The 14433-nt window shown below is 65.0% G+C and carries 17 protein-coding genes; 8 read left to right on the top strand and 9 right to left on the bottom strand.

All coding sequences use genetic code 11. The annotated features are described in order from the left end of the window. The first annotated feature begins 115 nt into the window (after nt 1–115). Nucleotides 116–502 carry a hypothetical protein gene (locus tag EYW42_RS17495; RefSeq protein ID WP_135536743.1) on the top strand — a complete coding sequence of 129 codons (387 nt, stop codon included), beginning with the start codon at nt 116–118 and terminating at the stop codon, nt 500–502. A 96-nt stretch (nt 503–598) separates the two neighbouring features. On the opposite strand, the gene tatC is transcribed toward EYW42_RS17495, so the two are convergent. Continuing rightward, nucleotides 599–1591, bottom strand: a complete 993-nt coding sequence (gene tatC / locus EYW42_RS17490; RefSeq protein ID WP_135536742.1) for a twin-arginine translocase subunit TatC — start codon at nt 1589–1591, stop codon at nt 599–601. A gap of 107 nt (nt 1592–1698) precedes the next feature. On the opposite strand from tatC, the gene EYW42_RS17485 reads away from it, so the two are divergent. The 3 genes from EYW42_RS17485 to EYW42_RS17475 are packed head-to-tail and all read left to right on the top strand — an operon-like array spanning nt 1699 to nt 4426. Then, complete coding sequence (locus EYW42_RS17485; protein WP_135536741.1) at nt 1699–3939, top strand: twin-arginine translocase subunit TatC; 2241 nt, start codon at nt 1699–1701, stop codon at nt 3937–3939. 57 nt (nt 3940–3996) lie between these two features. Then, complete coding sequence (locus EYW42_RS17480; RefSeq protein ID WP_135536740.1) at nt 3997–4179, top strand: ribbon-helix-helix domain-containing protein; 183 nt, start codon at nt 3997–3999, stop codon at nt 4177–4179. 43 nt (nt 4180–4222) lie between these two features. After that, entirely contained in the window at nt 4223–4426 is a 204-nt protein-coding gene (locus EYW42_RS17475; protein WP_135536739.1) for a hypothetical protein, read from the top strand. A 28-nt stretch (nt 4427–4454) separates the two neighbouring features. Here the strand turns inward: EYW42_RS17475 and EYW42_RS17470 are convergent, their stop codons facing one another. Beyond that, nucleotides 4455–5231 (bottom strand): RlmE family RNA methyltransferase, encoded by a 777-nt coding sequence (locus tag EYW42_RS17470; RefSeq protein ID WP_375137136.1) that lies wholly within the window; start codon nt 5229–5231, stop codon nt 4455–4457. A gap of 237 nt (nt 5232–5468) precedes the next feature. Between EYW42_RS17470 and EYW42_RS17465 the strand changes: the two genes are divergently transcribed. Then, nucleotides 5469–6212 carry a DNA polymerase sliding clamp gene (locus tag EYW42_RS17465; RefSeq protein WP_135536738.1) on the top strand — a complete coding sequence of 248 codons (744 nt, stop codon included), beginning with the start codon at nt 5469–5471 and terminating at the stop codon, nt 6210–6212. Between the two features lie 29 nt (nt 6213–6241). Here EYW42_RS17465 and EYW42_RS17460 read toward each other — a convergent pair whose 3' ends face one another. Continuing rightward, the gene (locus tag EYW42_RS17460) at nt 6242–6883 is read right to left on the bottom strand and encodes a DUF7474 family protein (RefSeq protein WP_135536737.1); all 642 of its coding nucleotides are present in this window, start codon (nt 6881–6883) and stop codon (nt 6242–6244) included. A 317-nt stretch (nt 6884–7200) separates the two neighbouring features. Here EYW42_RS17460 and EYW42_RS17455 point away from each other — a divergent pair, with 317 nt between their 5' ends. Beyond that, complete coding sequence (locus EYW42_RS17455; RefSeq protein WP_135536736.1) at nt 7201–8226, top strand: DNA primase large subunit PriL; 1026 nt, start codon at nt 7201–7203, stop codon at nt 8224–8226. Between the two features lies 1 nt (nt 8227). On the opposite strand, the gene EYW42_RS17450 is transcribed toward EYW42_RS17455, so the two are convergent. From EYW42_RS17450 to EYW42_RS17435, 4 genes are all read right to left on the bottom strand, one after another. Beyond that, nucleotides 8228–8476 carry a DUF7472 family protein gene (locus EYW42_RS17450; protein ID WP_135536735.1) on the bottom strand — a complete coding sequence of 83 codons (249 nt, stop codon included), beginning with the start codon at nt 8474–8476 and terminating at the stop codon, nt 8228–8230. Nucleotides 8477–8517: 41 nt separating this feature from the next. Then, complete coding sequence (locus EYW42_RS17445) at nt 8518–9567, bottom strand: iron transporter (RefSeq protein ID WP_135536734.1); 1050 nt, start codon at nt 9565–9567, stop codon at nt 8518–8520. Between the two features lie 68 nt (nt 9568–9635). Beyond that, complete coding sequence (locus EYW42_RS17440; protein ID WP_135536733.1) at nt 9636–10148, bottom strand: winged helix-turn-helix transcriptional regulator; 513 nt, start codon at nt 10146–10148, stop codon at nt 9636–9638. Next, complete coding sequence (locus EYW42_RS17435; RefSeq protein WP_135536732.1) at nt 10145–10474, bottom strand: DUF7471 family protein; 330 nt, start codon at nt 10472–10474, stop codon at nt 10145–10147. Before EYW42_RS17435 ends, EYW42_RS17440 begins: the two co-directional genes overlap by 4 nt. Nucleotides 10475–10658: 184 nt before the next feature. On the opposite strand from EYW42_RS17435, the gene EYW42_RS17430 reads away from it, so the two are divergent. After that, on the top strand, nt 10659–11297 hold the full coding sequence (locus EYW42_RS17430; protein WP_135536731.1) for an SWIM zinc finger family protein: 639 nt from the start codon (nt 10659–10661) through the stop codon (nt 11295–11297). 500 nt (nt 11298–11797) lie between these two features. After that, complete coding sequence (locus EYW42_RS17425) at nt 11798–12925, top strand: methyltransferase (RefSeq protein WP_135536730.1); 1128 nt, start codon at nt 11798–11800, stop codon at nt 12923–12925. Between the two features lie 72 nt (nt 12926–12997). On the opposite strand, the gene hjc is transcribed toward EYW42_RS17425, so the two are convergent. Next, entirely contained in the window at nt 12998–13513 is a 516-nt protein-coding gene (gene hjc, locus EYW42_RS17420) for a Holliday junction resolvase Hjc (RefSeq protein WP_135536729.1), read from the bottom strand. Between the two features lie 156 nt (nt 13514–13669). Further along, nucleotides 13670–14317 (bottom strand): HAD family hydrolase, encoded by a 648-nt coding sequence (locus EYW42_RS17415; protein ID WP_135536728.1) that lies wholly within the window; start codon nt 14315–14317, stop codon nt 13670–13672. Between the last annotated feature and the right edge of the window lie 116 nt (nt 14318–14433).

The following is a 14433-nucleotide window of genomic DNA, read 5'->3' as shown; positions in this document are numbered from 1 at the left end:
TTATCCGCCGAACGCATTGGCCTGTTCTGAAGTACCCGTACAGAAACCGCTCGAACCACCGCGAATATTGACCGAACCTTCACGGAAGTAAGGTAACGGACGGTAGGGATCCGTGATGGATGGAGACGAAAGCCCGACGAACTGGGAGCGCAGAACGCACGAGATGCGGTCAACCGTGTACGTGGATTACGTTCACGGCTCCGAGGACGTTCGAATCCGGATCACTCCGCCGGAAAACACCGCGGACGGCGGGCACGCCCTCGACGTGACGCTGTTTCCGTACACCGAGAGTTCGGAGTCCTACGACGTGCGGGCGGTGGCTTCTCGCGACTGCGCTGAACGGATCGCCCGCGAGTTCATCGACCTCTTCGACGGTGCGTACGATGGTCCCGGCGGCGACGGCGGTGGCGGAACGACGCTGGAGGGTGCCGCGACCTACGCCCTCCAGCGGACGCGCCCCACCGAGGCAGTCGGGACGGACGTGCCGTCGCGGGACTCGTAACTACATTACACCCGGTCGGTCGGTGGCCGCCCGTTCACGCCCTCGACCCTGACCGCTCCGAGTCCGGTGTTCGAAGACGCGTCTGTCGACCGCGCGTCAGCGGCCGACCCAGCGCAGTATCGCAAGCGTTCCCTCGAACAGGATCACCATCGTCGCGGCGATGATGATAGGCGCCATCCCCGTCGGGTCCGGGCTGAACAGGAAAGCGATCCCGAGGAACGCGCCCCAGAAGTAGAGGCGGCGGTTCGCGAGCCACTTCCGGGTCGTGATCCCCATCATGATCGCGAGCATGATGAAAAGCGGGATCTGGAACACGACCGCAAGCATCCCCATCATCATGAGGATGAGATTGAACGTGTCCTGAAGCGCGAACGCGATGTCGGCGGTCTGCTGGGAGTAATAGAGGAAGTACGTAAACAGCGCCGGGAGGACGAGGAAGTACGCGAAGGCGACGCCGACCACCGCGAGAACGAGACTGGTCGGCACCGCAGCGAGGTAGTACCGTCGCTCCTGCGGGTAGAGGCCGGGCCGCATGAACAGGTACGTCTCGTAGACGAACACCGGCAGGGCGAGGATCAGGCCGGCGAGGCTGGCGAGTTTCAACTCCGCCAGTTTCAGTTCGAGCGGGCCGTAGACGTGGGGCGGCGCACACGACTCGGCACCCGGACACTGCGTTATGGTTCCGGGGTGGATATGGTACCAGATGGTCGTGATGAACTCCGAAGCGAAGGGGAAGGCGGCGCTCGTCACGATGGCCGCGAGAAACAGGACGACCGCTAGCCGGCGGATCATCTCTTCGATGTGGACCGCTAGAGGAAGTTCCTCGTCGTCCGGCGGGTCGGTCCACTCCTCGTCGGCGTCGGGTTCGGGAGCCTCGCCGTGTCCCGGCGTGCCCGCAGGCGGCGCGTCGACGTTGTCTCCCGTTGCCGTCTCGGCGGACGGTTGCGGGAACGGGTCGTCGGGGGCGTCGTCGGCCGTCGGGACCTGGTGCTCCGGGACCTCCTGCAGGTCAGGCGACTCCCACGTGTCGTCGGGATCGTTTTTGGTCAGCCCAGAATCGTCGTCCGGGTCCTCCGGCTCCTCCGGCATTCGTCCGAGAATAGGCGGGCGGCATCTTATAGGCCTTTTTGTACCGAGTACGCCGCCGACGAGAGAAGAAGATTGATAACTCCGAGCTAGTAACCCTCCGACGACGAATGAGTTCAGCCGTCGACGAAGATACAGCGAAGGCCATCAACTCCGGCCGGGAAACCATCGGCGCGATGCTCTCGTCCGCGCAGTCACACCTTCAGAAGGTGTTCATGGTCTTCGTCGTCGGTCTCGTCGGAACCATCTACGCGCTCCGGACGTTCATCTGGGACTTCCTGCAGACGAACACCACGTCCCAACTCGCCGGCACCGTCGCCGAGGGCCGGGTCAATTTCATCGTTCGGACCCCGTTCGACGTGATCCTCTTGCAGGTGAAGATAGGCCTGCTCGTCGGCGTTTTACTCGCGATACCGTTCTTGCTTTACTACTCGAAAGACGCGCTGAAAGAGCGTGGATACGACTCCATCGTTCCGGTCACTCCTGCGCGGGTCGCCGGGTTCATCCTCCTCTCGGTCCTGTTGTTCGCGGGCGGCATCGTGTACGCCTACGCCGTCTTCTTCCCGTTCATGTTCGAGTTCCTCGCGGTCAACGCCGTCCGCGCGGAGATCAAGCCCAGTTACGGTATCGTCCTCTACACGCAGTTTCTCCTCCTGCTGACCGCCTCGTTCGGCCTCGCCGCGCAACTCCCACTCGCGATGAGCGTCCTCTCGTACGCGGAGATCATCCCCTACGAGACGTTCCGCGACAAGTGGCGCTACGCCGTCGTCGGCATCTTCGGGTTCGGCGCGCTGTTTTCGCCTCCCGACCCGTTCACCCAGATCATGTGGGCCGCGCCGCTGGTCATCCTCTACGTCATCAGCCTCGGCCTCGCCAAGGTGGTGACGAACGTCCGGCGGGCAGGTGCCGCGCCGGACGCGGTCGAGAGCGGGTCGATGGGTCGGACCGTCGCGCTGGTCGTCGCCGCCATCCTCGGCACGTTCGCCGGGACGGTCGGCGCGATTCGAACCGGCGGCGTGGCCTACGCGAACCGCGAACTCCTGCCGGTCGTCGAGCGAACCGTCGTTCCGGTTCTCAACGACACCCTCCTCCCGATGCTGCCGTTCGGTCCGGGACAGGTGACGACTCGGCCGCTGTCGACGCCGCAGGCGTTGCTTGACCAGGCAGTCGTTGCGGCGGAAATCGGCGTCCTCGTCGGCGTCTTGCTGGTACTCGTCTTCACTGTCCGGGTACTCCGTGCGCCCGTCGCGCCGCGGTACGACACCGTCACGGGCACGCCGGACCCGGAGGATATCGACGTCGATGCGCTGGACGCCGAGGGCGTCCGCGCCGCGCCGCCGGAGGTGTTCGCTGACTGGGGCGAAGACGATGCGCTCCGGAACGCGCGCGAAGCGATGAACGACGACCGACCGGAGAAGGCCGAAGCGCTCCTCGACCGCCACGACGAGGTGACGGCGATGCAGGCCGAGGCCAACGACCCGGCGGACGCTCCCGGCGGCGAGTCGGCTGCGGCGGAGGACGACGGCCCCGGCGTCGTCACCAGCACGACCACGGGCGTCGTCGACGCGTTCACCGAGGACGACACTGACGAGGAGGACATCGGCGGCTACTACTACGACATCAGCTTCGTCCTCCAGAGCCTCACCTCGAAGATGTTCCGCATCGTCGGGGTGTTCATGGCCGTCCTCGCGACCACCTTCTTCTGGCTCTACCGCGGCGGTATCGGCCAGATCCGGGAGGACTTCCTGCGGAAGATGCCGCCGGAAGTGATCGGCGAGGTGCAAGACCCCGTCATCGCGATGCACCCCGTCGAGGCGCTCATCTTCGAGGTGAAGGTAAGCACCATCCTCGGCGGCATCGCCATCCTGCCGATGATCGCCTACTACGCCTGGCCGGCGGCAGCCGAACGGGATATCGTCAGCGGCGACCGCCGCGTGTTCGGCTTCTGGGGCCTCGCCATCGTCGCCGGTCTCGTCGGCGGGAGCGCGGTCGGCTACCTCTTCGTCGCGCCGACGATCATCTCGTATCTCGTCTCGGACGCACACCAGGCCGGGATGGTCATCTCCTACCGCCTGAAGAACTTCTTCTGGCTCATCTTCCTCACGACTGCGGGCATCGGCATCCTGGGTAACATCCTCGTCACGCAGATCCTGTTCCACGTCGGCGGTCTCATCTCCTTCGAGGCGATGTACGAGCGCTGGCGGATCGTCACGATCCTCATCTTCGCGCTGGCCGGCGTGTTGACGCCCTCGGGCATCCTGACGATGATGATCGTCTCTATCCCGGTCGCACTGACGTATCTGCTCGGTCTCGGGATCCTCTTCGTGCTGACGCTGCCCGGACGGCTCTGACCGGCGTTCTGCTCCGACCCGGCCGGTTTTAACACCGTCCTCCGATATTACACGGCTATGCCCAAGATAAGCGTCGAGATCCCGCAGGAACTGCTGACGGATCTGGACCGACACGTCGGCGAGGACGGCAAGTACGTCAACCGGAGCGAGGCCGTTCGGGCGTCGATACGGAAGAACCTCGATATCTTAGACGAGATAGACGAGCGTCACGGCCGCCTGGAGGACTCGGAGCGGTCGTAGACAACGGTCGTGGACATTTCCGTGGGACCGTCGTAGGTCGGGCATGGGCTCGGACGGCCTCATCGAACTGGACGAGGAGTGCTGGACGGCGCTCGCGAAGTACAATCTCCTGTTGAGTACCCTGTTCGCAGCCCTGCTGCTCGTGACGCGGACGGTAGCGCCGGAGCAGACTGTCCTTATCGTCCAGAACGGGGTACTCGCGCTGCTGTTCGGCGGCGTCCAGACGTACTGCTGGATCTCGCGGTAGTCCGAAGCAGAGAAGTAAGCGGCCGGGTTCAGTCGGTTCGCTTCGCGAAGCCGAAGCGCGGCTTCACGTCCGTCACTTCGATCTCGACTTCCTCGCCCTCGTCGGAGTTCCGCACGAACAGCGTGTAATCGTCGACTTTCGCCACGCCGTCGCCTTCGCTGCCTTCGTCGACGATTTCGACGGTCAGGCGGTCGCCTACGCGGACTGGCGCGGTCAGGCGGCCCTTCGCGATCAGGTACATCTCCGAGGACTCGTCGCGTGAGGCGTCGGGACTGGTCGTACGGACGTACTCGAACTCCGCTTCCATATCCTCGCGCAGGTCGTCCAGGTCCGGGCCCTGGAACACTTTCACGGCGAAATCTCCGCCGGTATCGAGGAGTTCCAGTGCCGTCTCGAACGCCTGCCGGGCGAGGTGAACCGAGCGCGCGTGGTCGAGACTGTACTCGCCGGTCATGTTCGGTGCGAGGTCGGAGATGACGACGTCGGCGGAGCCGGCGATGTCGACGACCTCCTCGCGCGTCTCGTCGTCGGTCATGTCCCCGCGCACCGTCTCGACGTGAGCGCCGTGGTCGTCCTCCAGCGGGTCGATCCGCTGACGGTCGACGCCGATCACGGTGCCGCCGTTACTGGCCATCTCCGCGGCGACCTGCATCCATCCGCCGGGAGCAGCACCGAGGTCGACGACGGTGTTTCCCGGGCCGATCAGGCCCTCCAGCTGGTCGAGTTGCTTTAGCTTGTAGGCGGCGCGGCTGCGGTACCCCTGCTGTTTCGCTTTGTTGTAGTACTCGTCGCGGCCGGACACCATTACCGGACCCCTCCGGGACCCTGAACCGATAGAACAGCGGCAAATTCTCTCATCTTGGTCGCAGATACGGCGGTACGACGGAAAAGCTGACCGATGCGCCGGACGTATCGCGACCCGAGACGACGTGGGGTCTCCTCCCGTCCTGCAACTCACCACGGCAATGCGACGAGTGGGCGCTCGCGCGGACGCGCGGAACGCGTGCCTTTTTATAGCGGGGAGCCAAATCTCGACGCAATAATGTTCAAGGCGATAGTGAGCGCGGAAACGCTCCGGACGGCGCTCGATTCCGTGAGCGTGCTGGTGGACGAGTGTAAGATCCACTTGAACGAGGACGGTATCGAAATCAGGGCCGTCGACCCGGCCAACGTTGGGATGGTCGACCTCTCGCTCTCGGCGGACGCGTTCGAATCCTACGAGGCCGACGGCGGCCTCATCGGCGTCAATCTCTCGCGACTGGAAGACATCGCCGGAATGGCCGACGCCGGCCAGCTCGTCGAACTGGAACTCGACGAGGAGACCCGGAAGCTTCACACGCAGATCGACGGTCTCGAGTACACGCTCGCGCTGATCGACCCCGACTCGATCCGCCAGGAACCGGACATTCCCGACCTGGACCTGCCCGCGGAGATAGTTATCGAGGGTGCCGACATCGACCGCGCTGTCACGGCCGCCGACATGGTGTCGGACCACATCGCGCTCGGCGTCGACGAGGCGGACGAACTGTTCTACATCGACGCCGAGGGAGACACCGACGACGTCCACCTCGAACTCGACCAGGGCGACCTCATCGACCTACAGGTCGGCCCGGCTCACTCCCTGTTCAGTCTCGACTACCTGAAAGACATGGACAAAGCCATCGCCAAGGACGCAGAAGTGACGATGGAACTGGGCGAAGAGTTCCCTGTCAAACTCCACTTCGACATCGCCGAGGGGAACGGGCACGTCACGTTCATGCTGGCACCGCGCATCCAGAGCGACTGATCTCGACTGCGTTCGACTGTCTTCTCCGATTACGTTCGACGGTCGATAACTCGCTTTGCGGCCGTCGCTTTCTCCTTCCAGCCGTACCCCTCCTCGTAGACGTGACGCTTGCTGGTGACGAGTTCCTCCGGCGAGGCTTCCTCGAACCCCCCGCGTGACCAGGTTCCGCTCTCGTGAAGCCACTCGACGACCTTCTCTTTCGTCTCGCGCCAGGAGAACCCGACCATCTCGTAGTACGCGATCATCGCGAAGACGGCGTTGTCGTGACAGCCCGGTACGGACCCTTCGCGGTAGATAGTCCGGAGCGGGTCGCGGTCCGGTTGACTCAGATGTTCGTGGCGCTGTTCCGGACTGGTCAGCGCAAGGTCGCCGTCCTCGGCGCGGACGCGGTTGGCGGCGTCGTCTCCCTCCGTCCCGTCGCTGCCGACCTCGTAGACGCGGTACTCGTCGCGCAGCAGCGACAGCGCAGCGGCGTGAATCGATCCCCAGTCACCATCGACGGCGTCGCGGACCGCGGCCTCCGGCCGGGGGTCGGCCGAGAGGACGGCGACGATGTCGACGTAGGCTTTCTCGATCTCCGCCCACGACGTGCCGGCGAACCGACAGTCCGTCTCGTGGAGGTCGTTCGTCGTCCGGCAGTCGGGACAGGGGTAGTCGAAATACGGTACCACGAACGCTCGTAGGGAAACGCTCGGACTTAGTTCGTCCGATCGCCGGTTGATCGCGACTCGACTCCGCGGTCTGTGTGTCCGGGTCCGGGTCCGGGTACCGTAGCGACGGATCTCCTGTCGCGACGCGAAAACGGTTCGTCGCACGGGGAGCGACCCTCTGCTCGCTTGTCACGCGGTATCCGAACGTCGGCGTTAGTAAGGCGGTGTTACGGTTTCAGGGTAGACGCGCTCTACGCGTGACTCAGTCGTTCTGAGAGGTAAGAACGGCTTACCGCTTACCGGGTGATTTATCGGTGCCCGCGAAGAACTGAGCGGCGATGAAACGGTTCCACGCTCGGTACCCTTTTCTCGACGCCGCGCGGGAGGCGGTCGACGAGGCAGCGGTCGATCTGGCCGACCTCGTGGCCCGCGATGACCCCGCCGCCGTCGCGCGCGCCGTCGGCCGCGTTGAGGCCGCCCTCTCCGGGGAGACGACCGGCGACCCACACCGGAGGCCGCGGGTCGAACTGCTCTCCTATCCGATCGCGCGCGTCCTCGTCTCGCTCGTCGAGGACCCGGTCCTGACCCGAAAGTATGCCCGCGCCGAAGCCGTCACCGCCTACCTGCGATTCACCGACGACTTCGAGGGCGACGAACTCCGGAGCGCCAGCGGCGAGCGGATGACGCTCGACCGTCTCCTCCGTGAGTTCGACCTGGCCGCCGCCATCACCGAAGCCGACGGCGGGTTCCGGGTCGACGTCGGCGAGTATCTCTCGCTCTCGGGCGATCTACCGGGCGACCGGTGGCAACTCACGACTCGGGCGCTGTCTGACGGCGGCGTTCCCGTCGACCGCGAGGAACTTCACCTCCTCCTGCGTCAGGCGGTCGAACGCCGGGTGAGCGCCGGCCTCCCGCTGAGAGTTCCCGAGGCCATCGCCTCGGAACTCGAAGCGGCGGTCGACGACGTGGAGGAGTCGCTCGCCGACCTGGAACTGGCAGGCGACATCGACACCGTGGTTCCGGACCTGTTTCCCCCCTGCATGACGAACCTGGTAGACCGAGTTCGGGACGGCAAGGACCTGCCCGAACACTCCCGATTCGTCCTCACGTCGTTTCTGACCGCTATCGGGATGGACGAGACGGAGATAGCTGAGTTCTGTAGCGGCGACGCGGACGCCTACCGCACGGAGCGGATCGCGACCGCTGACGGCGGGACGGAGTATCCGCCGCCGAGTTGCGAGACGATGGTCGCTTACGGGGACTGCGTGAACACCGACGAACTGTGCGAGACGATACCGCACCCGATGAAGTACTACGAGAAGCGACTCGATTCGGCCGACGCCGCGAGCGACTGGCGCGATTAGTTCACACGCCGTTTGCGTTGTCCGATTCGACCTGCTCGGCGTCGGATTCGAAATCGGCTTTCGCCAGGCCGTAGCCGACCCCGAACATGAGCAGGATGAACAGGAATATCACGCCGACGAACACCTTCCCACCCTCGGTCGTCAGTTCGCCGTTCTCGGAGAACGTCGTCCCGACGAACATCATCGCGCCGATCATGACCCCGACGGACCCCACGGAGACGGCGATCTCGACCAGCGTCTGTCGTTCCATACGTCCGCCGATACTCCCGGCGGCCAAAAGCGCTTCGAAGGTCACTCGACAGAAAGCGTCGTCTCCGACGAGGTGACGAACGCGGTTTCGTACCCCTCGTGTCGCGCGGTCTGCGGCGGGACTTCGACCCGGATCGTTAGCTCGTCGCCCGACTCGACGCCGTCTACGGCGGCCCCGTAGTGGTAGTTAAGTTCAGGGTCGAGTGCCCGTTCGAAGGGGCCGTCGAACACCGTTTCACCGTCGCGTTCGAGCGTCCCCGACACCGCCATCTCCGGAAGCAGCATCTCGTTGTATCGGGTTCGAGCGGACAGAGCGAGATACGTTCCGTCACCGCCGAAATCGGCGGCATCGAGGGCGGTAACGACGAAGACGGCGTCGCCGCTTTCGGCCTCGCCGAGGCGCTCGCCCGGAAGCGGGTCCGGGGCGACGGCGTTCGGGAACGACATCGACATCGGCGAGAGTGCTTCCCGCGCGCCGGCGTCGTCGAACTCCTCGAACGCGAGTGACTCCGTTCGCTCCTCGCTGTACTCCCACTCGATCGTCACGCTGGCCGGGTCGCCGAACTTCCCCTCGAACCCACGGGTACGACGGGTACTCGTGCCGCCGACGCTGACGCTTACGTCGTAGGTGCCGTCGCCGTCGAGCGAGAAGTTAGCGCCGTAGTGAAAGCCCATCGTCTGGGAGATCATCGGATAGATCACCTCTTCGCTGGTGAGGTCCCCGTCGGCGTCGCGGATCTCCAGTGACAGTCCGGTGTCGGGGAGGACGGTTCGGCTTTCCGGGTCCCAGACGACGGCCATGACGTGCGCGTCGTGTTTATCGAGCAGTGACTGCTTCTCGACATCCTCTCCGGTCACGGTCCAGAACCGGTGGGGGTAGCTGTACGTCAGTGCGAACTTGTAATCGCCCGTCTCCGCGCTCCCGACCATCGCCATGCCCTCACGGTGGGTCGGCAGATAGACCGCATCGGGCCGGTCGTCGAGCACCGGCGGTATTCCAGAGGAGTCGGTTTCTAACAGGCTTCCGAGACAACCGGCCAGCGCGGTGGCTCCGAGGCCCCCGCCGGCGCGCAACACGTCGCGTCGATCCATACGAATCCCTCCGTATTCGGCGAGAAAACGCGTTCTGGTTCACGTGTCGAATCCGATCGGCCGACGGCTCACTCGGCGAGCATATTGTCGACGAGGCGGGTGAACCTGTCGACGAGGCGCTCCGGAATCGACGGCTCAACGGCGTCCAGAAGACGGGCCGTCGCCTCGGGTCTCGCGAGGACGAGCGTCACTCGCCCACGGTCGTCGCGCTCTTTTCTGACGAGATCCTGTTCGGTCAGATGGTTCAGGTGGTACTCTAGCGTGCTCCGGGCGACGCCGAGTTCGTCGGTCAGGTCGGCAGGTCGTTTCGGGCCGTACACGAGCAGCATCGCTATCAAGTCGCGCGCGGTCTCGCGGCGACACATCGCTAGCGCTCCCCGTTCCCACTCGTCGGTATCCGGCGGGAAGTAGTGTGTACGACCGTACAGGTTCTCCCGAACGAGTCGGTCGGAGTCCAGCAGTCGGCCCATGTGGTACTGGACCTGTCCCGACGCGAGGTCGAGCGACCGGACGAGTTCGTTGAAGTGGACGCCGGGATCGGATTCGACCTGCTGTTCGATACGGGTGCGAGTGGCGCTCATACGTCCCCCTCGGTAACGTCTGGTGCTGTCGTCCGGGACGCGTACACCGCAGCGATGACGAGACCGGCCATGGCAACGTCGAGTGCGTGTTCCGAGAGGTGGTGGACCCCGTCGGAAAGGATCCCCATCATCGTCAGCGCCGCGACGGACGTTCGGGCCACGAGCGTCCCCAGCGCGAGGACGATAAGCAGGTAGGGCTTCGTCTGCCGCCGGAAGAGCGCCGCCAGACCGAGACCGAGGATGAGGGCGGAGGCGACGCCGGCGAGACCAATAATGGTGACCAGCGCCGGGTCGCCGGAGGTGGGCGAACTGTGGAGCGGGTTCATGCGTTTGCCTACGAGGAGCGTCGGCCTTAGGGTTGTGATTTTGCACCACGTCCGCCGCCCCGAACTCTCTCGATCTGTCATATCGATCCACGTACGTGCAAGACTTACCCGTGCCGAGCCCCAAGAACCGGTACAGAGTCCGGCAACGCGCCGGAACACGGCGCTTCGCCGACTCGCATCACCCATGACGCAAACAGAAAACACAGTCGCGTCATCGAAAGCCACGCTCGACGTTCCTAGGGACACGGAACTCGACGAGCGGTCGCTTCGAGCGCGCACCGAACAGATGTCAGTCTCCGCCTTCGGCACCGATCTCTACGAGGTCGCGTCCGAGAGCGGCAACACGTACCACGTCAACCTGCCCGCCGGGCGGTGTACCTGTCCTGACCACGGCATTCGCGGCGAGCGGTGCAAGCATCTCCGCCGGGTCGCTATCGAGATCAACGAGGGTCGCGTCCCGCCGCCGGGACAGGTCACCGCCAACTGCGCGGTCTGTGACGGGACGACGTTCGTCCCCCGCGACACCTCGGGACCGCACCTCTGTCCCGACCACGCGGTCAGGGCCGGCGACCGCGTCCGTGACCGCGAGACGGGCGACCTGCTGACGGTCGTCACCGTCTCCGAGACGCGCGCCGACGAGGTCGCTATCGACAACTCCGTCTACTCGGTCGCGGAGTACCCCTCGAACCGCAACTACGACCACGACGACCCCGTCGCGGGCGTCGTCTACCCGCAGTCGGTTCGGATCGACAGGGACGGACCGAAGCCCGAGTCGCTCAAGGTGTACTCGTTCCCGCTGTCCCGTCTGGAACGGCTGGAGTAGGACGGGTCGCGCTTTCTTTCGGTATTCCGCCACGTTCACTCGACGAGAGCCGCTCGGCCGGGGAGTAGCCACCAATTTTTACTGCTCGGGCCCTAAACACCGCGGTACATTGACCACGGGCTCCGGGTCGAACTCCGTCTCCGAGTGATCCGCGCCACCGCGCGGAAACGAGGACGGGTTCGGCCGGCTCGCCAACTGTGGGCGTTTCGGTGACTCGACCGGATTCGCGATCGGTCGTGGCTCTCGGCGGGGCGTCACGCTGATTGGCACTTCGTACACGCCCTGCGCCTAGTCACGCGTGAACCCCTTCTACGAGTTCTCTCCGACGAGCGCGCAGTGCGTGGGACGATTCGCTAGCCGACTGCCGCGAGTTACGACCCCACGTCAATGCCAGACACTACACCGACGAAGCCGACGTACAGCCGACAGCGACGCCTGCCCGTCCACCAAACGACCGCCCGCTGTTTTCGCGGGTTTCCGGACCCGGCCGGAGGATCGCCATGACGAGCGCTTCTCGCGAGTTAGTCCTCGAATCGCGCGTTCCGGGCGCTCGTCCGACCTATCGCTTCGACACCGCGGACGGCGTCTGCTCGAAACGCTCGTTCCGGACGGCCGAACTCCTGCTTTTAGAATCCCTCTGGGACGCCGACCTCGGCCGCCTGCTGACCCTAGAATCCAACTACGGGGTCGTCGGTATCGTCCTCGCCGACCGCGCCTCGTCCGTCCGAATGGTGGAGTCAAGCGCCCGTGCGGTGCGGCTCTGTGACCGAAACGCACGCAGAAACAGCGTCGACGCCACGACCGCGCTCGTGGCCGATATCTCTGCGCTCGACGAGTCGTTCGACACGGTCGCGTACGCTCCGAAGCCCTACACCCCGATTTCGGTTGGAATGCAGCGGATCGCCGACTCCCTCTCGGTGTTGCGACCCGGCGGGAGTCTCTATCTGGCGGCGTCGAAACAAACCGGGCTCACGCGCTACGAGGACTGGCTGCATCAGACAGCCGCGTCCGTCGAACGGCTCTCCGAGCGCGACGGGGTCGCTCTCCTCGAAGCGACTCGACCTGGGTCGTTCGACCCGCCATCGCACGTATCGCCGCGGTCGATACGGCCGGAGATTGACGAGACAACTCTCTCGCTGGTGACCGTTCCGGGTCTGTTTTCGGCCTCCGGACTGGACGACGGGACGCGTCTCCTGCTGGAGACGACGAGTATCGAAGACGACGAAACAGTGCTCGATCTCTGCTGTGGATACGGAGCTATCGGGACGTACGCCGGGCGAGTTGCGGACTGCGAGGTGTGGCTCAGCGACGATGACCGAGTAGCGACGACGTGTGCGGAAGAGAGCCTTCAGGCGTCCGGCGTCGACGGGACCGTGGTAACCGCTGACTGCGTTGCGGGCGTCGCTGACCGGACGTTCGATCGGGTTCTCTGTAACCCACCGACGCACGCCGGCGCTGGCGTGCTCTCCGAACTCCTCGACGGCGCACGTGACGTTCTCGCGCCCGGCGGCGAACTCGCGATAGTGCATCACCGCGAACTCGACCTCCGCGACCACCTCTCTCGGTTCGACGCGATAGAACGGCTTCGGACGGGGGCCGACCACGTCGTCCTGAGCGCGACCGACTAACCGGTTTCGCACTCCGCCGGATCGGGTCGTTCGCGACGACCTGCGGCCGAAGCGGCGTTCGACTCCGGTCCGCTACTCCAACATCGCCGCGGCCTCCTCGACCGACATATCGCCGCGCTTGACGGCCTCTAACACGTCGACTACCCGCTGGTCCGGGCCGTCAGTCTCGCCGACTTCGTCCAGAGTGACCTTCTCGGACTGGCCGGTGAACTCCGCGAAGTCGGTTCCGTCCGCGAGCGCCGTCTCCTTTTTCACGCGGTAGTTCCCGCCGTCGGTCTTGTACAGGTCGCCCGGGTGGAAGAAGTACCAGTCCTCGCGGTCGAACCGGATGCCGACCCGGGGCTTCGCTCCGAAGTTCTGCGAGAAATACACCAGCGCCTCCACCTCTTCGCCGGTGAGGTAGATCGGGTCGCCGGCGCTGGACTTCGCCTCGATAGCGTAGAAGCTGCCACCGTCGCCGGCTAACACGTCCGGGAGTTCGCGCTCAGTGGCGCTCCCGCTCGCGGGCGCGCGCATCACCGCGAACCCCGACTCGTCCAGTTCGTTCACGAGTTCCCGCTCCCGCCGGTCACCCTTCGCGTTCGACATCGACGAGACGTATCGTCGCCAGGTGCTTAAAGGAGTTGTCACCGTTTCGCGGGAGACATCACCGACCCGTATGTGATATCTGGTACTCGATCGGTGTGGCGATATCGTTTCAAAGCACCCCAGAACGAAGACCCTCCTTGCCGACGAGGTTGGCTGTCAGCGGAGCGCGTCCGGTAGCTCCGCGACGCTCTCGATGCGCGCCGTCGCGGCGGGTGCGTCCGGCGCGTCGCCATCCCTGTCGACGAGCACGGCGTCGACGCCCGCGCGGTTGGCGGCCGCGATGTCGACTCCCCTGTCGCCGACGTACGCCGCCGCGTCGGCGTCGAGTTCGTCGAGCGCAGTTTCGATGTGGTAGGGATCCGGTTTCTGCCGCTCGATACCCCACGGGTCGTACGTGCATCCGCGGATAGTATCGAACAGGTCGTAGAGGCCGACGCTCCGGAGGAACTGTTCGACGACGGCCGGCTGGTTGTCGCTAACGACGCCCAGCGGAACATCGAGCGACCGAAGCGCGCTGACGTCCGCGTACGCGGTTCTGGCGCCCGATTCGAGCTCTCGGTACTGTTCGCGTGCGGAGTTACGGGCCGCCCGGTAACAGAACTCCATCGTGTCGATGCCGTGGTCCCGGCAGAACCGCGCGATCTCGCTTACGTCGCCGGACTTGAGCGTGTCGAGGTGGTTCGACGCGGGGACGTCGACGGCGAAACTCCGAAGCGTCTCGCGGCCCGCCCGAACGATCGATTCTCGCGACGGCCCCTCGACGAGAACGCCGTCGTGGTCGAACAGTATCGCGTCGTATTCCATGTCCGTGGGACGGGGTGCAGCCCAGATGAATGTATCCGGCGGCCACGTTCACGGCGTGAACGTGTTCGCGGTGTGGACGGCGGACTGATTCGGTCGGCGGACGCCGTTTGCGGTCG

This window comes from Halostella pelagica, from assembly GCF_004762015.1.
In the GTDB taxonomy this organism is placed as follows: domain Archaea; phylum Halobacteriota; class Halobacteria; order Halobacteriales; family Natronoarchaeaceae; genus Halostella; species Halostella pelagica.
This window is presented reverse-complemented; position numbering and strand designations above follow the sequence as displayed.